This window comes from Paracoccaceae bacterium Fryx2, assembly GCA_032334235.1.
Taxonomy (GTDB): Bacteria; Pseudomonadota; Alphaproteobacteria; order Rhodobacterales; family Rhodobacteraceae; genus JAVSGI01.
In genome coordinates, this window is sequence record JAVSGI010000005.1 from 2,332,938 (window position 1) to 2,357,310 (window position 24,373).

General features: G+C 68.1%; 21 protein-coding genes. 7 read left to right on the forward strand and 14 right to left on the reverse strand.

From position 1 onward, the window contains the following. Positions 1-231: 231 nt before the first annotated feature. Positions 232-690, reverse strand: a complete 459-nt coding sequence (locus tag RNZ50_20540) for a pyridoxamine 5'-phosphate oxidase family protein (protein MDT8857382.1) — start codon at positions 688-690, stop codon at positions 232-234. A 517-nt stretch (positions 691-1,207) separates the two neighbouring features. Between RNZ50_20540 and RNZ50_20545 the strand changes: the two genes are divergently transcribed. After that, positions 1,208-2,785, forward strand: coding sequence for a gamma-glutamyltransferase family protein (locus RNZ50_20545; protein ID MDT8857383.1), 1,578 nt, complete (start codon positions 1,208-1,210; stop codon positions 2,783-2,785). A 22-nt stretch (positions 2,786-2,807) separates the two neighbouring features. On the opposite strand, the gene hspQ is transcribed toward RNZ50_20545, so the two are convergent. After that, complete coding sequence (gene hspQ / locus RNZ50_20550) at positions 2,808-3,134, reverse strand: heat shock protein HspQ (protein MDT8857384.1); 327 nt, start codon at positions 3,132-3,134, stop codon at positions 2,808-2,810. A 232-nt stretch (positions 3,135-3,366) separates the two neighbouring features. Here hspQ and RNZ50_20555 point away from each other — a divergent pair, with 232 nt between their 5' ends. After that, complete coding sequence (locus RNZ50_20555) at positions 3,367-3,948, forward strand: lytic transglycosylase (GenBank protein MDT8857385.1); 582 nt, start codon at positions 3,367-3,369, stop codon at positions 3,946-3,948. Between the two features lie 39 nt (positions 3,949-3,987). Here RNZ50_20555 and RNZ50_20560 read toward each other — a convergent pair whose 3' ends face one another. The 4 genes from RNZ50_20560 to RNZ50_20575 form a co-directional block, all read right to left on the reverse strand. Beyond that, the gene (locus RNZ50_20560) at positions 3,988-4,590 is read right to left on the reverse strand and encodes an outer membrane lipoprotein carrier protein LolA (GenBank protein MDT8857386.1); all 603 of its coding nucleotides are present in this window, start codon (positions 4,588-4,590) and stop codon (positions 3,988-3,990) included. Positions 4,591-4,671: 81 nt separating this feature from the next. Continuing rightward, positions 4,672-7,902 carry a DNA translocase FtsK gene (locus RNZ50_20565; protein MDT8857387.1) on the reverse strand — a complete coding sequence of 1,077 codons (3,231 nt, stop codon included), beginning with the start codon at positions 7,900-7,902 and terminating at the stop codon, positions 4,672-4,674. 12 nt (positions 7,903-7,914) lie between these two features. Further along, positions 7,915-9,093, reverse strand: a complete 1,179-nt coding sequence (locus RNZ50_20570) for an aminotransferase class I/II-fold pyridoxal phosphate-dependent enzyme (GenBank protein MDT8857388.1) — start codon at positions 9,091-9,093, stop codon at positions 7,915-7,917. 124 nt (positions 9,094-9,217) lie between these two features. After that, complete coding sequence (locus RNZ50_20575; GenBank protein ID MDT8857389.1) at positions 9,218-10,549, reverse strand: amidase family protein; 1,332 nt, start codon at positions 10,547-10,549, stop codon at positions 9,218-9,220. An 82-nt stretch (positions 10,550-10,631) separates the two neighbouring features. Here RNZ50_20575 and RNZ50_20580 point away from each other — a divergent pair, with 82 nt between their 5' ends. Next, complete coding sequence (locus RNZ50_20580; protein MDT8857390.1) at positions 10,632-11,858, forward strand: FAD-dependent monooxygenase; 1,227 nt, start codon at positions 10,632-10,634, stop codon at positions 11,856-11,858. 75 nt (positions 11,859-11,933) lie between these two features. Here RNZ50_20580 and RNZ50_20585 read toward each other — a convergent pair whose 3' ends face one another. From RNZ50_20585 to RNZ50_20605, 5 genes are all read right to left on the reverse strand, one after another. Continuing rightward, positions 11,934-12,116, reverse strand: a complete 183-nt coding sequence (locus RNZ50_20585; GenBank protein ID MDT8857391.1) for a Trm112 family protein — start codon at positions 12,114-12,116, stop codon at positions 11,934-11,936. A 41-nt stretch (positions 12,117-12,157) separates the two neighbouring features. Further along, complete coding sequence (locus RNZ50_20590; protein MDT8857392.1) at positions 12,158-12,802, reverse strand: LON peptidase substrate-binding domain-containing protein; 645 nt, start codon at positions 12,800-12,802, stop codon at positions 12,158-12,160. Positions 12,803-12,829: 27 nt separating this feature from the next. Further along, a complete protein-coding gene (locus RNZ50_20595) occupies positions 12,830-13,747 on the reverse strand; it encodes a co-chaperone YbbN (GenBank protein MDT8857393.1) in 918 nt (305 codons plus the stop codon). Between the two features lie 152 nt (positions 13,748-13,899). Further along, positions 13,900-14,688: an exodeoxyribonuclease III gene (locus RNZ50_20600; protein ID MDT8857394.1), complete on the reverse strand. Its 789-nt coding sequence runs from the start codon at positions 14,686-14,688 to the stop codon at positions 13,900-13,902. 384 nt (positions 14,689-15,072) lie between these two features. Beyond that, complete coding sequence (locus tag RNZ50_20605) at positions 15,073-15,759, reverse strand: response regulator transcription factor (protein ID MDT8857395.1); 687 nt, start codon at positions 15,757-15,759, stop codon at positions 15,073-15,075. 150 nt (positions 15,760-15,909) lie between these two features. On the opposite strand from RNZ50_20605, the gene ribA reads away from it, so the two are divergent. From ribA to RNZ50_20620, 3 genes are read left to right on the forward strand one after another with little or no spacing between them, the layout of a single operon-like run. Beyond that, a complete protein-coding gene (ribA, locus tag RNZ50_20610) occupies positions 15,910-16,998 on the forward strand; it encodes a GTP cyclohydrolase II (GenBank protein ID MDT8857396.1) in 1,089 nt (362 codons plus the stop codon). Further along, positions 16,995-17,495 carry a L,D-transpeptidase family protein gene (locus RNZ50_20615; GenBank protein MDT8857397.1) on the forward strand — a complete coding sequence of 167 codons (501 nt, stop codon included), beginning with the start codon at positions 16,995-16,997 and terminating at the stop codon, positions 17,493-17,495. The genes ribA and RNZ50_20615 overlap by 4 nt, the downstream gene beginning before the upstream one ends. Positions 17,496-17,551: 56 nt before the next feature. Further along, positions 17,552-19,435 (forward strand): amylosucrase, encoded by a 1,884-nt coding sequence (locus RNZ50_20620; protein ID MDT8857398.1) that lies wholly within the window; start codon positions 17,552-17,554, stop codon positions 19,433-19,435. A 2-nt stretch (positions 19,436-19,437) separates the two neighbouring features. Here RNZ50_20620 and RNZ50_20625 read toward each other — a convergent pair whose 3' ends face one another. From RNZ50_20625 to RNZ50_20635, 3 genes are all read right to left on the reverse strand, one after another. Next, positions 19,438-20,091: a YggS family pyridoxal phosphate-dependent enzyme gene (locus RNZ50_20625; protein ID MDT8857399.1), complete on the reverse strand. Its 654-nt coding sequence runs from the start codon at positions 20,089-20,091 to the stop codon at positions 19,438-19,440. Next, positions 20,081-22,246: a sulfotransferase gene (locus RNZ50_20630; protein ID MDT8857400.1), complete on the reverse strand. Its 2,166-nt coding sequence runs from the start codon at positions 22,244-22,246 to the stop codon at positions 20,081-20,083. The genes RNZ50_20625 and RNZ50_20630 overlap by 11 nt, the downstream gene beginning before the upstream one ends. Positions 22,247-22,441: 195 nt before the next feature. Beyond that, complete coding sequence (locus RNZ50_20635) at positions 22,442-23,428, reverse strand: porin (protein MDT8857401.1); 987 nt, start codon at positions 23,426-23,428, stop codon at positions 22,442-22,444. Positions 23,429-23,724: 296 nt separating this feature from the next. Here RNZ50_20635 and RNZ50_20640 point away from each other — a divergent pair, with 296 nt between their 5' ends. Continuing rightward, positions 23,725-24,282 carry a DUF3576 domain-containing protein gene (locus RNZ50_20640; protein MDT8857402.1) on the forward strand — a complete coding sequence of 186 codons (558 nt, stop codon included), beginning with the start codon at positions 23,725-23,727 and terminating at the stop codon, positions 24,280-24,282. Positions 24,283-24,373 lie beyond the last annotated feature (91 nt).

Below are 24,373 nucleotides of genomic sequence, written 5' to 3' on the forward strand. Positions count from 1 at the left end.
ACCACGATTTCCGGGCGAGGGGCGCTGGCGGGTGGGTGACCGGGGCGAGATATTGCTGGCGGGTGGCTGACCTGGGCCGCTGGAGCCTGGCTGATGGGGGCGGAGAATCGGTGCCCCGGGGGCGGTTCCGGTTCGGCGCTGTCCTGCGTGTGGGGCGGCTTTCGTGGCAGGTTGGCGCTGGTGGTGGCGGAAGGCGCGGCCTCGGGGTGATCACGCCTTCCGGGGCGGGCGTCAGAATGTCAGGGCAAAGTGGTCGCCCATGTCGGGCTGGTCGCCGGTGATCTTCGACTTCACCAGTTCGAAGGCAAAGCCGAGGGCGCCCGAGGTCAGCCAGACCTCGCCCGACTTCGGGACCATCCTGACCAGACGGATGTCGGGATCGTCGATGCTGTCGAACCAGCTGCCGGCGATCGGGTTCCAGAGCTCCTCGAGCTTGGCACGGTCGGTCACCAACGTGGCAGAACCCTCGATGCGGGCATGGATGTTGCTTTCGCCGGTCACGATCAGCGATGCATCGGCCTCGCCGCGGGTCACTTCATCGACAATGCCGGTACCCTGCGCGGTGATGAACCAGATGGCCCCGTCGGCCTTGCGGGCGTAGGGCGACATCGGCACGTGGCGGGCATTGCCTACGGCCAGCATGGCGGAGTGCACGCCTTCCATTTCTTTCCAGAACTTTTCGACCGACATGGGAAACCTCTTTCGCAGACACGGGGACCAAGCCGCCAGAACGGTCATGCAGTCACAACGCCGGGGCGGCGGGCGGGTTCCTCTGCCCGCAGCGATGATCGGTTTCGGGCCGGCTGGCGCAGGCATGGGGCTGCCCGTTCCGATGCGCCGGAGGGAAGGCCCCGCCCGCCGGTCTGCCCCCGCCGACCCGCGGCGCGCGCCCCGGGAAGGCACGCACGCGCCCCCGGTCGTGCTGCATGGTCTGTTGAAAGAGGCCGGCCATGCGGGCCATGGGCCGGGCCGGTGCGGCACCGCGCCATCGACAGGGCGATGCCGTGCGTTCTGGCAATGGGGTGGGCGCGGCGGGGTTGCGGGCCGACCCGCCGGGCGCGGCGAACCTGCCGGGAGATGGGAAGCGGCTTCCTTCCCGAAGGCGTGGCGGGGCGACGTGGCGGGGCAGGATGCAGGGCCGACACGCAAGTGCTTGGAAATCGGGGGCGCGCCCCATAGGATCGCGTCGAAACCAGGGAGACATAGAATGCGCGACTTCCAGCTACCCGGCCGGTCGGCCGTTTTTGCCAGCAACGGCATGTGCGCCACGTCGCATCCGCTGGCGGCCAAGGTCGCCATCGACACGTTGCAGGCGGGCGGCAATGCGGTCGATGCCGCGATTGCGGGTGCCGTGCTGCTGGGAATCTGCGAGCCGCAGATGACCGGGATCGGCGGCGACTGTTTCGTGCTGCTGAAACCGGCGGGGGAGGAGCGGGTCGTGGCGCTGAACGGGTCGGGGCGCGCGCCCGCGGGCCTTTCGGCGGCGGCGATGCGCGAGCGGGGCCTGGCGGCGGTGCCGCTTTATGCCCCCGAGGCGGTGACGGTGCCGGGGGCGGTTGACGCCTTCTGCCGGCTGTCGGCAGACTGGGGGCGGCTGGGGCTGGCCGCTGCGCTGGCCCCGGCGATCCGCTATGCCGACGAGGGCGTGCCGGTGGCACCGCGCACCGCGTTCGACTGGGCGGCCGCGGCCCCGCAATTGCAGGGCGATGCGCGCCGCTGCTACCTGCTGGACGGGCAGGCCCCCACCCCCGGCCAGACCTTCCGCGCCCCCGGCCAGGCCGAGGTGCTGCGGCGCATCGCGGCAGAGGGCCGCGCCGGGTTCTACGGGGGCGAGGTAGCGGAAGACATGGTGGCCTCGCTTCAGGCGCTGGGCGGCAGCCACACGATGGAGGATTTCGCGGCCACCGCCTGCACCTACACCGATCCGGTCGCGGGGACCTACCGGGGGATCGAGCTGGTCGAGCATCCGCCGAACGGTCAGGGCGCGACCGCGATCCTGATGCTGAACATCCTGGCAGAGTTCGACCTGGCGTCGCTGGACCCGTTCGGTGCCGACCGGGCGCATCTGGAGGCCGAGGCGGCCAAGCTGGCCTATGATGCGCGCAACCGCATCATCGCCGACGCCGACCACACGACTCGGATCGCGCACATGCTGGCGCCCGAAACCGCGCGGCGTCTGGCGGCGCTGATCGACCCGCAGCGCGCGATGGCTGCGGCGGCACAGCTGACAGAGGCCGTGCACCGCGACACCATCTATCTGACGGTGGTGGACCGTGACCGGATGGCGGTTTCGCTGATCTATTCGGTCTATCACGCCTTCGGGTCGGGCCTTGCCTCGGCGAAGTTCGGGGTGAACTTCCAGAACCGCGGTGCGGGATTCGTTCTGACCGAAGGGCACCCGAACGAGGCGGCGGGCGGCAAGCGGCCGATGCACACCATCATTCCGGGGATGCTGCGCCAGAACGGCCGGGTGACGATGCCGTTCGGCGTGATGGGCGGGGCCTACCAGCCCTGCGGCCATGCGCGCTTCGTGACCAACATGGTGGACTTCGGGCTGGACCCGCAGGCCGCCATCGACGCGCCGCGCTGCTTTGCCGGGCCCGAGGGCATGAAGGTCGAACGCGGCTATGCCCCGGCGGTGGCTGCGCGGCTGGCCGAGATGGGCCATGCGGTGGCAGAACCCGAAGAACCGATCGGCGGGGCACAGGCGATCCTGATCGAGGATACGGGCGTGTTGCAGGGGGCATCGGACCCGCGCAAGGACGGCTGCGCGCTGGGCTACTAGGGCCGTTCGGGGTGGGCGCCGCTCAGTTCAGCTGGAACTGCAACGGGTAGCGCCCATCCTCGAAATCGCCGAACAGGTCGCCGAGGTCGGGGTGGTCGACCGGCTCGCCGGTGTCGTCGGGCACAAGGTTCTGTTCCGAGACGTAGGCGACGTAATAGCTTTGGTCGTTTTCGGCCAGCAGGTGGTAGAATGGCTGGTCCTTCGACGGGCGGCTTTCCTCGGGGATGGCGTGATACCATTCCTCGGTATTGGAAAACATGGCATCGACATCGAACACCACGCCCCGGAAGGGGTGCTTGCGATGGCGCAGCACCTGCCCGAGGTGGTATTTGGCCTGGCTCTTGAGCATCATGTCGAGTCCCCCGAGCATGGTTGATAATATGTTGTGACGGGTCTTGTCCATCTGACAGGTTGTCGTCGCGGCGAAACAGTCTGTGACGCCGGGGCCGACAGTCTGTCAACCCGGGAACGCGTGCCGCGAAGGCACGCTCTCGGAGTTCTGATCGCCGGACCGTCCCTGCCCCATTTCCCCGGCCGTGGTTTTGCCCTAACGTGGCGGAAAACAAACGTACGAGGGGCGAATGAGCAGACTTCTCCGTGCGTCGATCCTGTTGTTGTTCCTCGCATCCTGCGGGGGTGGCAATTTTTCGGCGCCTCGTGATCTGGACAACGCGTGCAGCATCGTGCGCGAACGCCCGACCTATTTCCGCGCAATGAAATCGACCGAGCGGAAATGGGGCATCCCGGTGCATGTTCAGATGGCTACGATTCATCAGGAATCGAAATTCATCGGAAACGCCCGCACGCCGCACCGCTTTGCGCTGGGCATCATCCCGATGGGGCGGCAAAGCTCGGCCTATGGCTACAGCCAGGCGCTGGACGGGACGTGGGAGGAATACCAGGAAGAGGAACGCCGCCGCAGCGCCAAGCGCGACCGGATCGAGGATGCCACCGATTTCATGGGCTGGTACATGAACGCGTCGACAGAGCGGCTGGGCATCGCGCGCACCGATGCGCGCAACCAGTATCTGGCCTATCACGAAGGGCGCACCGGCTTTGCCAACGGCAGCTACAACGCGAAAAGCTGGCTGGTGGATGTGGCCGACAAGGTGGCGGCCCGGTCGGAAAGATACCGAGCGCAACTGGGCTCCTGCGGCCGCTAGGCCGCAGGCCGGTCACGTCACCCGCCGACCGCAGGCCGGTCACTTCACCCGCTTGTCGGTCTCGTTGGTGATGCTGAAAAGCGACGGCGGCAGGTCGCCGCCCTTGGTCATGTCGCCCAGGATCACCGTGGTCTGGCCGCCCGCGTCGTCGGTGATCACCCATTGCCGCAGCTCGGTCGGGTTGGCGGTGAACACCAGTTCGATCGTGCCGTATTCGGGGAACTCGGGGTCTTGCGCCATGACGCGGGTGGTGGTGCCATCCTCGCGGTGCCCCACGACCATCTTCGCCCGACCAAGATCGACCCTAGCGTCGAGGATCAGGTTCAACGGCGTGCGCTTCAGCGGGTATTGTTCCGGCGGCTGGTTCGACTTGGCGTCGAAGATCGCCACCTGACCGCCGCCCGCCATCACCAGACTGCGGTCGGGCGGGGCGTATTCGAACCGCACCCGGCCCGGGCGCTTGATGAACAGCCGGCCGGTGGTGATGGTGCCGTCGGCGTTCACCTGCGTGAAGTCGGCCTGCGCCGTGGTCAGCCCGTTCAGGTAACCCGACAGGGCCGACAGGGGGATCTTCTCGGCCGCTGCGGGCAGCGCGAGGGCGAGGGCGGCCACCGGGGCCAGAAGGAAGCGGAACATTTTCATCCCCTGAACATAAGCCTTCCCGCGCCGCGCCGCACCCCCGCCCGCATCACAAGGCAGCGATGCCCCGAACATTGTTGCCCGTCACTGTTCCGGCAGCAGGATCTCGCGCTTGCCGACGTGGTTGGCGGTGGTGACGACGTGGTTTTCCTCCATCTGTTCCACCAGCCGCGCGGCCTTGTTGTAGCCGATGCCCAGCTTGCGCTGGATGTAGGAGGTCGAGCACTTGCGGTCCTTGGCCACCACGGCCACCGCCTGATCGTAAAGCGAATCGTCGGCACTGTCGCCGCCAAGCCCCAGCACCAGGTCGATGTCGTCGGCCTTGTCGTCATCGACGCCTTCGACGACACCCGACATGTAGGTGGGCGGGCCGTAGGATTTCAGGTGGTTCACGATTTCCTCGACCTCTTCATCGCTGACGAAGGGGCCGTGAATCCGGGTGATCTTGGCGCCGCCCGCCATGTAGAGCATGTCGCCCATTCCCAGAAGCTGCTCGGCCCCCTGTTCGCCCAGGATGGTGCGGCTGTCGATCTTTGAGGTGACCTGAAAGCTGATCCGGGTCGGGAAGTTGGCCTTGATGGTGCCGGTGATCACATCGACCGAAGGCCGCTGCGTCGCCATGATAAGGTGGATGCCGGAGGCGCGGGCCATCTGCGCCAGCCGCTGGATGCAGGCCTCGATTTCCTTGCCCGCGACCATCATCAGGTCGGCCATCTCGTCCACCACCACCACGATGTAGGGAATGGTGACGGGCTGGAACTCGTCGGTCTCGAACACGGGTTCGCCGGTGTCGTCGTCAAAGCCGGTCTGGATGGTGCGCTTGAACAGCTCGCCGCGCGCAATCGCCTCGCGCACCCGGCCGTTGTAGCCTTCGATGTTGCGCACACCCATGCGCGACATCTTGCGGTAGCGTTCCTCCATTTCGGCCACGACCCATTTCAGGGCGACAACCGCCTTCTTCGGGTCGGTGACCACCGGCGACAGCAGGTGCGGGATGCCGTCATAGACGGAAAGTTCCAGCATCTTGGGGTCGATCATGATCAGGCGGCATTCCTCGGGCGACAGCTTGTAGAGCAGCGACAGGATCATGGTGTTGATCGCGACCGACTTGCCCGAGCCGGTGGTCCCGGCGATCAGCAGGTGGGGCATCTTGGCGAGGTTGGCGACAATGGGTTCGCCGCCGATGTCCTTGCCCAGCGCCAGCGGCAGGCGCATGGCAGAATCACCGAAGTCGCGGGCGGACAGGATCTCGCGCAGCACCACCTTTTCGCGGGTGACGTTGGGCAGTTCGATCCCGATCACGGTGCGGCCCGGCACGGTGGACACGCGCGCCGACAGCGCCGACATGGACCGCGCAATGTCGTCGGCAAGGCCGATCACCCGGCTGGCCTTCAGCCCCGGAGCGGGCTCAAGTTCATACATCGTGACCACCGGACCGGGGCGGACGCTGACGATTTCGCCCTTCACCCCGTAGTCATCCAGCACGTTTTCCAGCATCCGGGCGTTTTCTTCCAGCGCCTCTTCGGAAAGCTGGTGGCGCTGGATCGTGGCCGGGTTCGACAGCAGGTTGAGCGGCGGCAGTTCGTAGGCGGGCACCGGTGCCGGTTCCTCGAACTTGAGCCGCGGTTGCGCCTCTTGCGCGGCCTTGCGCGACAGGGGCACGGGCTTGCGCGCGGCAGTCTGCACGACGCGCCGGGGTTCCGCGGCCAGCATCGGGCGCGGCAGGACCGGGGTCGGGTCGTAGTCGGGTTCGTCTTCCTCGATGCCGTAGGGCGGGCCGACATCGGCGCGGTAGCTGTCGTCGATGTCGGTCAGGTCGGCGGCGTCGGCCACGTCTTCGGTCAGACCTTCGTCATCCTCGTCGGCCCAGACCTGCGGCTGCGGCGCGCGCAGGGGCGGTTGCGCCACACGCGACAGCACCGCACCCGTGGCCTGAAGGGCGGCCAGCGGCGGGGTGGCGGCGCGGGTGGCGGTCAGCACCGGGGTCATGCTGCGCGGGGCCGCAACCGGGGCCGGGGCGACCACGGGCGGTTCGGGCGGCAGTGCCATGGGCACGCCGCGCCGCGTGTCGGCAATCAGCGGCTGCGGGCCGCGCAGCCGGGCCACGGGGGGTTCGCGCCGCGCCACGGCGGCCTGGATGACCGACATCGGCGTGGCAAGGGCCGAGCCATTGCGCACGCGCGACCGGATCACGTCGTTGATGCGGGCCTTGATGCGGTCTTCGCTGGGCAGGTTGGCGTCATAGGCGTGGGCCGACAGACCGGGCTCTACCAGTTCGGGTTCCACGACGCGGCGCATCAGGCCCGGCATCCGGGCCAGCAGGCCAAGCTTTTCGCGCGGCGCGGGCTGGGGGTCCGCGTCGGGGTAGCGCGGCTCGGCGCGCAGGTTGACGGGGCGGCCAAAGCCTGCCGGATCGGGGGCCGCCGGGGCGGCAACCGGGGGTTCGGCGGCCCGGCGCAGGACGCTGCGGCGGGGCTCGGCCACGACGGGGGCGGGGGCTGGGGCGGCGGCGCGGTTGCCTGCGCGGCTGGCGGGGGCGGCGGCAAAGCCGGGCGCCGGCTCGAACGCCGGGGCCGAGGTGCGGGCGGCCCGCGCCTCAAGCGCCGCGATGGCGCGGGTGCGCAGCCCGTCCTGCAAGGTGGCGGCGGCGCGGGCGGTGCCAGTGGCCCCTTGCCCCGCGAGTTTCATCGCAGCGGCATAGGTGACGACCAGCCCGACCAGCAGAAACCGCCCGATGCCGCGCAGCTCGCGGCCGTCGAAGCCGGTGACGAACAGCCCCATCGCCACCAGCGCCGCGCCCGACATCAGCGACATGATCTTCAGCCCGAACCCGGCCTGCACCGGGGCCACGCCCAGCGCAGCCCCCAGCACGGTGTCGCCGAACAGCCCGCCGAGGCCAAAGGAATGCGGCCACGCCGCCCCCGGCACATGGGTTGCGGCATAGACCGAGGCCAGCGCCACCGCGATCACGGCAAAGACCACCCGGCTCAGCGCACGGTCCTCGCCGCGGTGCGTGACATAGCGCACGCCCCAGGCGGCCAGCACGACCGGAATGCCCCAGACCCCCTTGCCGCCGATGATCATCAGCGTCGAGGCCACCGCCGCGCCGAACCGGCCGAGCAGGTTCTGCGCTTCCTGATCGGTCGCCACCATCCAGCCCGGATCGTCGGGGGTATAGCTGCCCAGCAGCAGCGCAAAGCACAGCGCCAGCGCCAGCAGCCCCATGCCCAGCAGCTCGCGCCCCCGGCGTTCAAGCACCGCCTGCATGTTCTGGTCCAGAAGCGGATCGCGCTGCCTGATCTGATAGGATGCCATGTCTTGCCGTCCTCACCCGTATAGGCAGTCGCGAAGCCGGATCAGCCCGCGCTGCATTTCGTCTTTTGGGGCCACCAGGGCGACCCTTATGTATCCCGCGCCGGGGTTGTCGCCCGCGACATCGCGCGAAAGGTAGGCGCCGGGCAGCACCCGCACCCCCGTCTCGCGCCACAGTTTCAGGGCCGCCGCCTCGCCGTCAGGCACCGGCAGCCACAGGAAGAACCCGCCCTCGGGGGCAAGATAGCCCTGCATCCCGGCAAACACCCGGTCGGCCAGATCGAACTTTTCCTGATAGAGCGCGCGGCTGGCCGCCACATGCGCCTCGTCGTTCCACGCTGCCTCCGACACGCGCTGGATCGGCAGCGGCAGGGGCGCCCCGGCAAAGGCGCGCAGTTGGCGGATGCGGGCGATGCCTTCGGGACCGCCCGCCACGAAGCCCGAGCGCAGGCCGGGCAGGTTCGACCGTTTCGACAGCGAGTGGAAGGTATAGACCCGCTCGGGGTCCGCCCCCCGCGCCGCCGCCACCTGCAATACCCCGGTCGGCGCGGTTCGGCGCCAGATGTCGGAATAGCATTCGTCTGCGAACACCGCGAAATCGTGCTTTTCCGCCAGCGCCAGCAGGTCGGCCCAGTAGTCGGCCGAGGCCACCGCCCCCTGCGGGTTGCCGGGCGAGCAGAGGTAGGCAATCGCCACCCGGTCGAGCAGCGCAGGGTCGAGCGACGCATAGTCGGGCAGAAAGCCCGTCGCGGCGGTGGCGGGCACATAGACCGGCTCGGCCCCCATCGCCAGCGCCGCCACGGCATAGACCTGATAGAACGGGTTCGGCATCAGCACCACCGGGCGCTGGCCATGCTTTTCCTCGACGCAGAGCGCCACGGCCGCATTGAACAGCCCCTCGCGGGTGCCGTTCAGCACCATGATCCGGTCCTGACCGACCTCGACGCCATAGCGCCGCCCCAGCCAGCCGGAAATCGCCGCCAGCAGTTCCGGCGTGCCGTCGTTCGGCGGATAGACCGCGAAACCGTCCAGATTCGCCGCCAGCACCGGGCCGACGAAATCGGGCATCGGGTGGCGCGGCTCGCCTATCGTCATCGAAATGGCCTCGCCGCCGGGCGCGTGCGCGTCCAGCAGCTTCCGCAGGCGCGGAAATGCGTAATCAGGCAAGTTCGAAAACCGCTCGGGAAACACCATTGACTGCCTCATCATCGGGGTCGTTTCGCCCCGTTTTGTCCACGATAGTCGGTCCCTGCCGCCCGGTCCAGAAAAACGCAGCATGAATCGAGACTTGGGGCGGACGATTGTGGCTTTTGGGCCCTCAGCCCAGCGCGCGCTCTGCCGCGACACCCAGCCGCAGCAGCCGCTCCTCCGCCCCCGGTGCCGCCATCAGGCTGATGCCGCACGAAGGCTGCCCGGTCGGCAGGGTCAGCACGCAAAGCCCGAACATGTTGCCGACCCGGGTGTTGCGCAATGCCAGCAGGTTTTCGGTGACATGGTAATCGTCATCCGCCAGAAGCCGCGCCGCATCCGGCGGCAGAATCGGAGAGGTCGGCAGGATCACCGCGTCATATGCGGCGGTCTTTTCCGCCCAGATCGCGCGCAGCGCGTGCAGCCTGCGCCAGCCCGCCACATGGTCGCAGGCCCGCACGCTCGCACCCGAGCGGAATCGCTCAAGGATGCGGGGGAACATCAGGTCGGGGGCGGCCTCGATGGTGGGTGCCCAGATCCCGTAAGCCTCGGCGGTGAACAGAATCCCGGCCAGCGCCATGGCTTCGGTGACCTCGGGCACCGTGCCCCGCTCGACCCGCGCCCCCGCCGCCGCCAGCCGCGCCACCGCATCGTCAAAGCCCCGGGCCGGGCCGTCGCGCAGATCGTCCAGCGCTACGGTTTCCAGCACCAGAAGCCGCGCCCCCGCCAGCGTTGCCCCGCCCAGATCGGCCGCCCGCCCGCCTTCCAGCGCCGCCAGCAGCAGCGCGCAATCCTCGACCGAACGCGCCAGCGGGCCGACGGTATCGAACGTCTCGCACAGCGGCACCACGCCCTTCAGCGATACCCGGCCCGCCGTGGTCTTCAGCCCGACAAGGTCGTTCCACGCCGCGGGAATCCGCACCGACCCGCCGGTGTCGGACCCGATCGCCGCCGGGGCCAGCCCGAAGGCCACCGATGCCGCCGCCCCCGACGACGACCCGCCGGGCACGGCCTTCGGGTCGTTGACGCAGGGCGGCGTGGCGGTCACCGGGTTCAGCCCCAGCCCCGAGAAGGCCAGTTCCGACATGTGGGTCTTGCCCAGACACACCAGCCCCTGCGCGGTGGCGGTCTCCAGCACCTCGGCATCGCGGTCGGGCACCCGGCCCTTCAGCAGCGCCGACCCGGCCTCGGTCGCGGCGCCCGCCGCGTCGAACAGGTCCTTCCACGACAGCGGCACCCCGTCCAGAAGCCCGATCCGCGTGCCCGCCTTGGCCCGCCCCGCAGCCGCCATCGCCATCGACCGTGCCCGGCGCGGCGTGGTGCGGGCATAGATCCGGGCGGCGTCGGGGTGGGCGGCGATGGCGTCGAGAAACGCCTCGGTCAGTTCCACCGGGTGGATCTTTCCGGCCCCGATGCCGCGCCCCAGATCGCCCGCCGTCATCCACAGCCAGTTGCCGCCCATCACCATCCCCTTTGCCGTTTGCCAGACGGTAGCGGCCCCGGCCCTTATGGACAATCCCGCAGACAAGGCCATATTGAGGCTCATGAAACATGATGCAGACATCCTGATTGCCGGGGGCGGCCTGAACGGCCCGGCGCTGGCGCTGGCACTGGCGCAGGGCGGCCTGTCGGTCACGGTGATCGATTCCCGCCCCGCCCCGGCCCGCGCCGAAACCGGCTTCGACGGCCGCGCCTATGCGCTGGCCATCGCCTCCAAGCGGCTGCTGACAGTGCTGGGCATCTGGCGCGCCGTCGCTGAAAGATCGCAGCCGATCCTCCAGATCAAGGCCAGCGACGGGCGGGCGGGTCAGGGGCCCGCGCCGTTCTTCCTGACCTTCGACGCGGCGGAAATCGAGGAAGGCCCGATGGGCTTCATGCTGGAGGACCGCTACCTTTACGGCGCCTTCCTTGCCGCGATGCAGGCCGAACCGCGCATCACCCTGCTGTCGGGCGAAACCGTGGTGGCGCAAGAGGTGGCGGCTGGCGGCGTCAGCATCACGCTGGCCTCGGGCCGGGTGCTGACCGGTCGGCTGCTGGTCGGCTGCGACGGGCGCAGCAGCGGCGTGGCCCAGCGCGCGGGCATCAAGCGCACCGGCTGGGGCTATGGGCAGACTGCTCTTGTCACCGCCGTGGCGCATGAAAAGCCGCATCACGGCATCGCGCACCAGTTCTTCATGCCGGCCGGGCCGCTGGCCATCCTGCCGCTGCCCGGCAACTTCTGTTCCATCGTGTGGAGCGAATCCGATACGACCGCCGCCGCGATCCAGGCGCTGCCCGACGATCAGTATCTGGCGGCGCTGCGCCCACGCTTCGGCGACTTCCTGGGCGAGATTTCCCTGGCCGGCGCGCGCTTCACCTATCCGCTGAACCTCACACTGGCCAACAGCTTCGTGGCTCCCCGCCTCGCACTGGTGGGCGATGCGGCGCATGGCGTCCACCCCATCGCGGGGCAGGGGCTGAACCTTGGCCTGCGCGACGTGGGTGCGCTGGCGCAGGTGGTGATAGAGGCGGCGCGGCGCGGCGAAGACATCGGCGCGGTGGATGTGCTCGACCGTTACCAGCAGTGGCGCCGGTTCGACGCCACGGCGCTGGCGCTGGGGATGGATACCGTCAACCGGCTGTTTTCCAACGACAACCCGATCCTGCGCGCCGGGCGTGACCTCGGCCTTGGCCTGGTGAACGCCGTCCCCGGCCTGCGCCGCCGCTTCATTCGCCAGGCGGCCGGGCTGACCGGCGACCTGCCCAGACTGCTGGCGGGCCAGCAGATCTGACCCGCAATCCCGGCGCCCCTGCCGGTTTCTTCTTGGAAAAAATACCCACGCAGCCGCCTTCCCCGCAGTGCCGCCTCAGTCCAGCTGGCGGGCTTCCGACACCACCATGATCGGAATCCCGTCGCGGATCGGGAAGGCCAGTCCCGCCGCCTTCGACACCAGTTCGTGACGCTCGGCATCGTAGCTCAGCATGGCCTCGGTCAACGGGCAGACCAGAGCTTCCAGCATCCGGCGGTCGATGACGGTCGTTCCCGCCACCGTCGGCGCGGCCACGGTCAGGGCGGGAACGTTCGGGTCGGTCATTGCATCATCTCTTCACCAGAGCCGCCGCGCAGCGCGAATTCGATCAGCGTCACCAGCGTCTCGCGCCGAGTCGAAAGCGAGGGCGCTTCCAGCAGCGCCTGCTTGTCCTCGGGTTCGAACGGGCACAGCATCGACAGCGAGTTGATCAGCAGTTCGACCTCGGCCTCCTTCAGGCTGCCCCAGTCGGTCGAAAGTTCCATCGCTTCGAAATAGCGTCCCAACTGGTCGAGGAACATGGCGCGGCGAAAGCCGGGGTCTTCCTCGGCCCCGCCCAGATCGCGTCCGAACGGCGCCCAGTCCACCGTGCAGCGGCGATAGGGCGAAAAGCCCTGGACCTCGGTCAGCACCCGGAAGCGCGAGATGCCCGACAGCGTGACCATGTAGCGCCCGTCCTCGGTCTCGGAAAAACCGGTCAGCCGTCCGGCGCAGCCGATCGCCTGCAGGCGCTTTTCGCCCGACCCCGGCACGTCGCGCGGCTGGATCATGCCGATCAGCCGCCCGCGGGTTTTCATGGCATCCTCAAGCATCTGCAGGTAGCGCGGCTCGAAGATGTGCAACGGCAACCGCGCCCGGGGCAGCAGCAGCGCGCCGGGCAGCGGAAAGACGGGAATCGTGTCGGGGAGGTCTGCGGCTTTCATCATGGGCCACAACCTAGCGTGCGGAACGCATCAGGCAAATATCATCGACGACAAGCGGCGGCGTCCTTTCAGCACGATGGGGTCCTGGGGCTTCAGCGCCTCGAAGATGGTGAAAAGCTGGGTCCGGGCCGCACCGTCGTTCCACTCGCGGTCGCGGCGGAACAGCTCAAGCAGGGTGTCCACCGCCTCCTCGACCTTGCCCGCGGCGTGAAGCGCCAGCGCCAGGTCGAACCGGGCCTGCTGGTTGTCCGGCTCGGCCTCGACGGCGGCGCGCAGCTCGGCCTCGGGGCCGGCCTTTGCGGCCTGCCGCGCCAGTTCGATCTGGGCCCGCGCGGCTTCGATTTCCTTGGCCCTGGCGATCGCGGCAGGTGCGGCGTCGGCAAAGGCCTGTGCCTGATCAACGTCGCCCAGCGCCAGATGCGCCCGGATCAAGCCGCCATAGGCCACCGCATTCGCCGGGTCTTCGCCCAGAATCGCGGCAAAGGTCTCGGCGGCATCGACCGCCGCGCCTTCGGCCAGCATCGCCTCGGCCACTTCAAGCGCCTCGGCCAGCCCGCCGTCCCCGGCCAGCGCCGCGATCTTGTCGACGAACTTCTTCACCTCCGACGGCGGCAGCGCACCCTGGAAGCCGTCAACCGGCTGGCCGTTGAAGAACGCATAGACGGTGGGAATCGACTGGATGCGCAGTTGCGCGGCAATCGCCTGCGCCTTGTCGACGTCGATCTTGACCATCCGCACCTTGCCGCCCGCCGCCTTGACGGCCGCTTCCAGCGCCGGCCCCAGCGTCTTGCACGGCCCGCACCACGGCGCCCAGAAATCGACGATCACCGGCACTTCGCGGCTGGCGTCGATCACGTCGATCATGAAGGTGGCCTCGGTGCCGTCCTTGATCAGATCGCCCGCAGGCGCAGCGGCCTTCGTCGCCGCCTTGTCCCCAAATCCGAACATCGCATTCCCTTTCAGGCTGAAACTTCGCCCCTATATGCGCATCCGCCGCGCAAAGGCCAAGGGGCAATGACGCGCCGCCCCCGGTCATTCATCTTGGCAAAAATATCCCCGCCGGAGGCTCCGCCGCTGAGGCAGCCCCCCGCCGCCGGGCGTCACAGATCGAAGGTCGAGAACACCGGCACATGGTCCGACGGCTGCACCCAGCCGCGCGCCGGGCGCAGGATGCGGCTGGAATGGGCGGCGCCCGCAATGTCGGGCGTGGCCCAGATGTGGTCGAGCCTGCGGCCCTTGTCGGCGCTGTCCCAGTCGGCCGCGCGATAGGACCACCAGCTGTACAGCAGCCCCTGCGGAATGTCCTGCCGGGTGATGTCGACCCAGGCCCCGGCCTCCATCACCGCGTGCAGGTGATCGACCTCGATGGGCGTGTGCGACACGATCTTCAGCAGCGCCTTGTGGCTCCAGACATCATCCTCGCGCGGGGCGATGTTCAGGTCGCCCACCAGTATCGCGCGGTCGGGCTTTTCCCAGCGGCACCAGTCGCGCATCTGGGTCAGGTAATCCAGCTTCTGGCCGAACTTGGCATTCAGTTCGCGGTCGGGGATGTCGCCGCCGGCCGGCACATAGCAGTTGTGGATCGTCACGCCGTTTTCCAGCCTTGCGGCAACATGGCGGGCATGGCCGAGCTCGGCAAAGTCGCGCTCGCCCGCATCCATGATCGGGCGCTTCGACAGGATCGCGACGCCGTTGTAACCCTTCTGCCCGCGCGCCACCATGTAGCGGTAGCCCAGCGCCGTGAACTGATCGACCGGGATCTTGTCGAGCGGGCATTTGCATTCCTGCAGGCACAGGATGTCGGGGCTTTCCTCGGCCAGCAGGCGCAGCACCAGCCCCTCGCGCAGGCGAATGGAATTGATGTTCCAGGTGGCGATGGTCAGGGTCATGGGGTGCGTCCTCGTGCCGGTCGCGCCGACCCTAGGGGGCCGGACGCCGCCGCTCAACCCGTGCCAGGCCGCAGGCAAGAAAAAACCCGGCCAAGTATGGCCGGGCAGGTCCAACAGGGAGGTGATGCTAGGAAAACACCAGATCGGCAGGATTGGAACTGATCTGAATCAGGAAACGATGATTCATATATACCTGTGGTTGAAAAGCCACGAGCGGCGACCGGCGAAAAGCGCCAGATACGGAAAAAAAGGCCGGGCACAAGGCCCGGCCAGGTCCAACAGGGAGGAGGGCACTGTCATGACCCCGACAGTGCAAGGGGAACCCTTGGTGCCACGCTCAGCCTTGATCCTTAGTATACCTTTAATTCCGGCAACACCTGGACCTTAGGCTACCAACCGGTAGCCGCCGCTTTCGGTGACCAGCAGCCGGGCGTTCGACGGATCGGGCTCGATCTTCTGGCGCAGGCGGTAGATGTGGGTTTCCAGCGTGTGCGTGGTGACCCCGGCGTTGTAGCCCCAGACCTCGTGGAGCAGCACGTCGCGCGCCACCACCCCTTGCGAGGCACGGTAAAGAAACTTCAGGATGTTGGTTTCCTTTTCCGTCAGGCGGATCTTCTTTTCCTTCTCGTCGATCAGCATTTTCTGGGCCGGCTTGAAGGTGTAGGGTCCAAGCTGGAACACCGCGTCTTCCGATTGTTCATGGGTGCGCAACTGCGCCCTGATCCGCGCCAGCAGCACCGGGAACTTGAACGGCTTGGTCACGTAGTCGTTGGCGCCCGCATCCAGCCCCAGAATGGTGTCGGCATCCGAATCATGCCCGGTCAGCATCAGTATCGGGCACTTGACCCCGACCTTGCGCATCCGGCGGCACAACTCGCGCCCGTCGGTGTCCGGCAGGCCGACATCCAGGATCACCAGATCATAAAGCGCGGCCTTCGCCTTCTCCATGCCCTCGGCGCCGGTGGCGGCCTCGAACACGTCGAAGTCCTCGGTCATCACCAACTGTTCGCTCAGCGCCTCGCGCAGATCGTCGTCATCGTCCACCAGCAGGATTTTCCGAAGCGATGCCATTGGTTTGCCTCCGTTGATACCAATCCAGATGCGCGCTGTTCACCGATCCGGCAAGACTTGCGACAGTTTCCTCACGCGGACGTGTCGTATCGGGGGGATATGTTTCAATTTGCTTCAGCACGGAATATGGATGGGCGGAAAGGACGCCGCATGACCCTTGCCCCCAGCATCGTCGAACGCCTGACCCGCGCGCGGGGCGATCTGCGCATGGGGGTGCCGGTGGTGCTGACCGATGCCGGGGCGGCTGCGCTGGTGGTGGCGGTCGAATCGCTGTCGGCCCCGCGTCTGGCCGACCTGCGCCGCCTTGGCGCGCCGGAACTGGCGCTGACGGCACGGCGGGCCGAAACGCTGAAGGCGCGGGCCTATGACGGCGATCTGGCGCGAATCGCGGTGCCGAAGGATGCCGGTCTCGACTGGCTGCAGGCGCTGGCCGACCCGGCCGACGATCTGGCGGTGCCGATGAAGGGGCCGCTGCGTTCCTTGCGCGACGGGGCAGCCGACCTGCACCGCGCCGCGATCCTGCTGGCGAAATCGGCGCATCTGCTGCCCGCCGCACTGGTCCTTCCGGTGGCCGACGGGCCGGGGCTGGCGCTGGCGCAGAACCTGACGCTGATCGCGCTGGCCGAGGCCGCGCCCGAATTGCTGCGCGCCTCGCCGCTGCATCAGGTGGTGTCGGCGCGCCTGCCGATGGCGGCCTCGACCGCCGGGCGGGTGCATGTCTTCCGCCCCGAGGATGGCGGCGAGGAGCATTACGCCATCGAGATCGGCCGCCCCGACCGCGCAAGGCCCGTGCTCGCCCGGCTGCATTCGGCCTGCTTTACCGGCGACGTGCTGGGCAGCCTGAAATGCGACTGCGGCCCGCAATTGCGCGCGGCGCTGGCGCAGATGGGGGCCGAAGGCGCGGGCGTGCTGCTTTACCTCAATCAGGAGGGGCGCGGGATCGGGCTGGCCAACAAGCTGCGCGCCTATTCTTTGCAGGATCAGGGGTTTGACACCGTGCAGGCCAACCACCGGCTGGGGTTCGAGGATGACGAGCGCGACTTCCGCCTTGGTGCCGCGATCCTGCGCCGCATGGGGTTCGGCGCGGTGCGTCTGCTGACCAACAACCCGCGCAAGATCGCGATGATGCAGGCCAACGGCATCACCGTCACCGAACGGGTGCCGCTGCATGTCGGGCAGACGGCGCAGAACGCGGGCTACCTTGCCACCAAGGCCGCCAAGTCGGGGCATCTGCCATGACCCGCGCCGACATCGTGGTGACCCGCTGGGGCGCGCGCTTCATGGGCCGCCGCTTCGCGTGCAGCATCGGGCGGGGCGGCATCCGCCTGCCCAAGCGCGAGGGCGACGGGGTGACGCCCGCAGGCACGCACCGGATTGTCGGGATGCTCTACCGCCCCGACCGGCTGGCCGCCGCCACCCTGCCGGGCTGGGCGCTGCCGGTCGGGCCGGGCGACCTGTGGTCGGACGACCCGGCGGACCCGGATTACAACCTGATGGTCCGCCGCCCGCACCCCTTCGGCCATGAACGCCTGCGCCGCGCCGACCCGCTTTACGACCTGATCCTGATCACCGACTGGAACTGGCCCGAGGCCACGCCCGGCCATGGCTCGGCAATTTTTGTCCACACATGGCGCAAGCCTCGCCACCCCACGGCGGGATGCGTCGCCTTCGCGCGGGCCGACCTGTTGTGGATCGCCCGGCGCATCCGGCCGGAAACCCGGCTGATCATCGGCTGAAGTGGCTTCCCAAACCGCTTTGGGCCTTCTATCCTGCGGCAAATACGGAGACTGCCATGCCACGCCCAGCCACCCGCCCCGGGGACGAGATTTTTGACCTGCGGCTGGCCCGCAGCGCGCCCGACCTGTGGCCGATGCTCGACGAACTTTACGGCACGCGGGCCGACTACCCGGCCTTCCGCAAGGCGCTGCTGAAGGCGCTGCGCGACGGGTGGGATGCGCGACCCGCCGACCTGCGCCATCTGGACCTGAAGCGCGATCTGGAGCCCGACTGGTTCCTGCGCCCCGGCATGGCGGGCTATGTCTTCTACATCGACCGTTTCAACGGCACCCTTCAGGGCGTGCTGGACAGGCTCGATTACCTCGAAGACCTCGGGGTCACGCTGGTCCACCTGATGCCCTGCCTGAAACCCCGCCCCGGCGACAGCGACGGCGGCTATTCGGTGATGGACTACCGCACCATCAACCCCGCCTTCGGCACCATGGCCGATTTCGAGACCGTGGCCGCCGCCCTGCGCGAACGCGGCATCAGCCTGTGCGTCGATCTGGTGCTGAACCACACCGCCAAGGAACATGGCTGGGCGAAGAAGGCGGCGAAGGGCAACCCGAAGTATCAGGACCACTACCTGATGTTCGACGACGACACCCTGCCGAAGCAATACGAGAAAACGCTGGTCGAGGTGTTCCCCGCCAATGCGCCGGGCAGCTTCACCCACTACCCGGAAATGGGCAAATGGGTCTGGACCACCTTCAACGAGCACCAGTGGGATCTGAACTGGGCCAACCCGCAGGTGTTTCTGGAAATCGTCGGCATCATGCTGCATCTGGCGAACAAGGGCGTCGACGTGCTGCGGCTGGATGCGGTGGCCTTCCTGTGGAAACGCCTCGGCACCCGCTGCCAGTCGGAGCCGGAGGTTCACATTATCCTGCAGGCCCTGCGCGCCTGTTCGCGCATCGCGGCCCCCTCGGTGATCCACCTGGAGGAAGCCATCGTCGCGCCGGCCGAAATGCTGCCCTACCTCGGGCGCGGGCGGCATGACGGGCGCGAGGGCAACCTTGCCTACCACAACAGCCTGATGGTGCAGTTCTGGTCGGCACTCGCCACCCGCGACACCCTGCTGATGACCCATGTGCTTGCCAGCCATTTTCCACAACGCCTGAACAACGCGACCTATGCCACCTACATCCGCTGCCATGACGACATCGGCTGGGCGGTGACCGACGAGGATGCGGCCGCGGTCGGCCTGTCCGGCCCGGCGCACCGGGCGTTCCTGTCGGCGTTCTACGAGGGCCGCTTTCCCGGCAGCTTTGCCCGGGGCGTGCCGTTTCAGTCCAACCCGGCGACCGGCGACCAGCGCATCTCGGGCAGCCTCGCCTCGCTGGCGGGGCTGGAGGCGGCGGCGGGCGATGCCATTGCGGTCGCGACCGCGCTGCACCGGATCATGCTGGGCCACGCGCTGATCGCCGCCTTCGGGGGCATCCCCCTGATCTACATGGGCGACGAACTGGCCACGCTGAATGATCCGGGCTACCGCGACCGGCCCGACCACGCGGACGACAGCCGATGGATTCACCGCCCCCGGATGGATTGGGCGGTGGCCGAGGCACGCAATGCGGTCGAGGACAGCCCGGCCGCGCGCATCTTCCACGGCACGAAACACATCCTCGCCCGGCGCAGGGCGACCCCGGCGCTGCATGGCGCGGTGCCGACGGTGATTGCCGATACCGCCAACCCGGGCCTTTTCGCCTTCACCCGCCCGGCGCCCACCGGCACGGTGCTGTGCCTGTTCAACTTCACCGAAGACTGGCAAAGCGTGCCCGAGACCTGGGCCCGCGCGCAGGGTGCAAGCCTGATGCACGACGCCCTGTCCGACCTGCCGGTGACGCCGCATGGCGGGCGGATCGTGCTGCCGCCGCACGCAAGGCTGTGGCTGACCTGAGTCTAGCCGTAGTTGCGGGCACCAAAGATCGCGCTGCCAACGCGGACATGCGTCGCCCCGGCGGCAATCGCCGCCTCGAAGTCGCTGCTCATGCCCATCGACAGGCCCGCCAGCCCGTTGCGCGCCGCCAGTCCGGCAAGTGCCGCGAAATGCGGGCTGCTGTCTTCCCCCTCGGGCGGGATGCACATCAGCCCGGCCAGCGGCAGGTCGAGCGCGCGGCAGGTGGCGATGAAGCCATCGGCATCGTCGGGCAGCACGCCCGCCTTCTGCGGCTCGGCCCCGGTGTTGACCTGCACGAACAGCGCGGGGCAGGTGCCGCGATCCTGCGCCAGCCGCGCCAGCCTTTCGGCCAGCGACCGCCGGTCCAGTGTGTGGATCGCGTCGAACAGGTCCAGCGCCGCCTTGGCCTTGTTGGTCTGCAACGGCCCGATCATGTGGACTGCAACCGGCCCGAACCGTGCCCGCAGATCGGGCCATTTCGCCGCAGCCTCCTGCACATAGTTCTCGCCGAACAGCCGATGCCCGGCCTCCAGGACCGCCTCCACCCGCTCCAGCGGCTGCACTTTCGAGACGGCGATCAGCTGCACCGTCCCCGGCGCACGGCCGGCAGCAGCCTCGGCGGCGGCGATGCGGGACTGGATAGACTCAAGCGACATCGTCAGGCCCGATTCCCAGTGCCTCGTAAAGCTCGTCAAGCTCGCCCGGATACCTTTGCCACGATTTCATCGAACTGGCATAGATCGGCTGGCGCACCTGAAAGACGCTCAGCGTTTCGACCCGGCGGGTGTTCTGGTGGAAGTTCAGGCAGCTTTCCTCCCACTCCATTCCGCAAGCCGCGATCAGCGCGCGCGACTGCGCTTCGGGTTCCGCCACCAGCGCCTCGTACCGCACCTCGTAGAAACGCCCCGGCATCCGGGCGCGCCAGAAGTCGATCAGTTCCACGAACAGCCGGTAATAAAGGCCCAGATCGCGCAGGTTGTAGGCGTAAAGGTGGGTGCCTTCCAGAAACACGTTCTTGTAGATCGACAGCAGCGTGTCGCGCGGGTCGCGGCGCACCACCACAAAGCGCGCGGCGGGCAATGCCTGCGCAAGCACCCCCATGAAGGCATAGGTCTGGATCGACTTGTCGCTGATCTGGATCGCCTGCGGGAATCGGGTGCGCAGCGCGGCCTCGTAGCGGTGGCCCAGATCGACGATCTCGGCGGCGGGAACCTGCCCGATCGGGGTGAAATTGCCGCGCCCGTCGCCGCACAGCGTCCTGAACGCCTCGCGCGCACCCACGCCGATCTCGCCCGCGCCGGTGACGCGGCTGTGGCTGGCGATGATCTGTTCGACCAGCGTGGTGCCGGACCGCGGCATCCCGGTGACAAAGATCGGCGCATAATCCGTCGCCCCCGGCAGCGGCTCTGGCAGGGTGAAGCCGTCGAAAGCCCGCATGATGCCCTCGATCTCGCGCCGCAGGGTGGCGATGTCGAACGGATGTGCCTTGCGCATCAGCGCGTTGGCGGTGTGCAGGTAGGGCATCACCCGGTCGTGGCGCTTGTTGTCCTCCATCACCTTCGACAGGGCGAAACCGAAGCCCATCCGCGCCTCGTCCGACAGGCCGGGGGCGTCGATCCGCGTTTCCATCTCTGCCACCATCGGGTCGTCGAGCCCGATCTTCTTGGCGGTCAGGAACAGCCGGTACACGTCGCCCGCATCGGGATCGACCGTTATGGCGTGGCGAAACAGCGCCTCGGCGGCATCGAACTTGCCCTGCCCCTGCAACAGCAGCGCCTTGCGCACCAGGAGTTGCAGATGGTCGGGCGCCAGCGCCAAGCCGCGGTCGTACCAGTCCAGCGCCGCGTCTTCCTCGCCCTGCGCCGCCATCAGCTGGCCCAGCAGCAGCAGGGTTTCCGGCCGCCGGGGGTCAACGTCCAGCGCCGCCCGCAGCGCGGATTCGGCCGAGGCATAGCTGCGCGCGGCCAGCAGTTGCCGCCCCAGCATCACCTGCGCCTCGGCAAGCTTGGGGTCAGCCTCGACCGCGCGTTTCAGGGCGGCGACGGCGGCGATCTTGTCGCCCTTGTCGAGCCACAGCTTGCCCAGGTTCCTGTGCGCCAGCGCCAGTTTGGGCGACAGCGCGACGCTGCGTTCCAGCGCCGTCTGCGCCGCATCCAGCCGCCCCAGCGCCAGCAGCGCATGGCCGAGGTTGTTCTGCGCCTCGGCCCAGTCGGGCGCGAGCCGGGTGGCGATGCCGAACGCCTCTGCCGCCGATTCGGGCTTGCCGAGGTTCATCCGGGCATTGCCCAGCACGTCGGCCACCAATGCGGCATCGGGCGCGCGGGTCAGTATCGCGGCGGCGCGGGCTTCCGCCTCGGCCATCCTGCCTGCGTTGAACAGATCGAGCAGCGCCTTCACCTCGGCCGGGGCGGCGCGGCCGATGCCGGGGGCCTTGCGGGCGGGCGTGCCGGTCAGCCGGTCCTGCAGGGCGATCAGCAGTTTCGGCGGCAGTTTCAGCGCCTTGGCGCGGGCCAGCAGATGCCGGGTCAGCGCGGGGTCGGCGGCCAGTGCCGCGGCCTCGGCCCAGCCCTGCCAGATCGCGGCCTCGGCCGGTTTCAGGCCGGCCGCGCGTTCGAAATGCGCGGCGGCGCCCGGCCCGTCGCGCCCGGTCAGCGCAATGCGGCCAAGCTGGAAATGCACTTCGGCAATGTCGGGCTTGACCGTCAGGATCCGGCGGTAGGTTTCCGCCGCCTCTGCCACCTGCCCCTTGCCCTGCTGCGCCAGGGCATCCTGATAAAGCCGGGTGATCTGCTGCGGGCTGAGCGGAAGCATGGGCGGCACCTTCTTTTCTTGCCGCAGCCGCGGCGGGCTGTTCTTGCCGCAGCGGGGCGGGCTGTTCCTGCCGCAGCGGGGCGGACCTTCGGCGCGGCCTAGCATGGGGCGCGCGTCTCTTTCAACCGGCGGCGGGCAGGCGGAAATGAAAAGAGCGGGCAAATGCCCGCTCTCTCCACAGAACTTGCGTTCAGATCAGAACGACAGGCCGAGACCGACCGAGAACTGGTTCTGGTCGCCAGCAGTGTCAGCGTCCACGTCGGAGCCGAAGCCCGCCATGACAACCGCGCCGCCGCCCAGATCGTAGTTCACAGCCAGACCGAAGCCATCCTGGTCAGCGCCGACATCCGGGGTGAACTTGCCGTAGTTGACTTCCATCGACAGAGCGCCGGTGGCGTAGCCGAGCATCACGCCCATGTGATCGCCGTCGTCGCCGGCGAGCGGGCCGTCGAACTGCGCGTAGGTCGCACCCGCACGGAAGCCTTGCGCCATCGTCGCCATGGCGCTGACACCGACCACGTCGAAGTCGCCGTTGGACTGGTAACCGAAGCCGGCTTTCACAGCGGAGCCGCCCAGATCGCCGGACCATGCAAGGCCGAGGCCCATGGCAGCGTCGCCCGAAGCAGGGGTATCGGTGTCGTCAAGTTCTGCCGAGACGGCAACCGCGAAGTCGCCGAAGGCATATTCGTAACGGGCAACCTGACCGTCATAGATGCCGTCGAGGCCGCTGTTGGTGTTGAAGCCGCTGTTGGTGTTGAAGCCGCTGTTGGTGTTGAAGCCGACGTGGGTGGTGTGGTCGTCGGCCAGCGTGGTCAGGGTCGACATTTCGATCATGGCCCAGTCGAAGGCACCGTCGGTGTCGCCGAGGGTGACCTTGCCGAACGCACCCGACACGAACACCGACGAGTCGTTCTCGCCCGACAGGATGCGGGCTTCGCCGCCGCCGGTTGCGTCGATCGAGTCGCCGTTCAGTTCGTCGAGGTCGATCGTCGCGCCGAAGGTCAGGCCGCTGTCGGTTTCGCCGGACAGGGTGAACTTGACGTCGATGTCATTCCAGAACTGGGTTTCGATTTCGGAGCCGCCGAAGATCCCGATTTCGGCATAGCCCGACAGAGCAACTTCAGCCGAGGCGGCGCCAGCAAAGGCGACCATGGCCGTGGTAGCAAGAAGAATCTTTTTCATCGTTTTCCCTCGTTGTATCAAAGGTGCTGCCCAATTCAGGGGAATCCGAATTGGGTATGCCTCTGTTTCCATCCTTGGGGCCTCGAATGCAATCGACACGAGGCAGGGCGCCGGAAAGACGTAACCGATGGTGCAGCAATGCCACAGTCGCGGCGCCACCCGGTTTGCCGCCGGAACCGGCACCGGAGCGGGCCCCGGCCGCTTCCCCGCCGGGCCGCAAAAGGCTGCGGACGGAAAAGCCTTGTTCGGCCCATAAGGCTCCGCTAGACAACGGATTACGAGAAACGGGGGACCTGATGACCTTGAACCGCCTCGCGCGCGCCGCCCTGACAGGTGGCCTTGTGTTGACGCTTTCGGCCTGCGGCGGCGGTTTTGCCATCGGCGACAGCGGCCTGTTCGGCCGCCGCCAGAGCGTGGGCCTGCCGTCCGAGGCGCAGGTGCAAAGCCGCCAGGCCGCCGAGGCCCAGCGCGCCGCGGTCGCAAGGCTGGAAGACAACGGCAACAGACGCTCCACCGTCTGGGACCTGTTCTCGAACTCGGCCGACCCCAACACCACGGTCGAGGTGAACAAGTATCTCTGGAACGCCTCGCTCGACGTGCTGAACTTCCTGCCGATTGAATCGGTGGACCCGTTCACCGGGGTGATCGTCACCGGCTTCGGCACGCCCCCCGGCGGCGGCGGTTCCTACCGCGCCACGGTCTATGTGCAGGATCCGGCGCTTGACGCGCGCTCGCTGAAGGTCAGCCTGGTGTCGCGCGGCGGCGGGGCCGTGTCGCCCGAAACCTCGCGCGCGGTGGAAGACGCCATTCTGACCCGTGCGCGCCAGTTGCGCATCCGCGACAGCAAGCTCTGACGGCCGGCGCCGGGGCTCTGCCCCGGACCCCGGGATATTTTGGCCAAGATGAAACGGCGCCGGGCTGGACCTTGGGCTGCGGCTCGGTGTA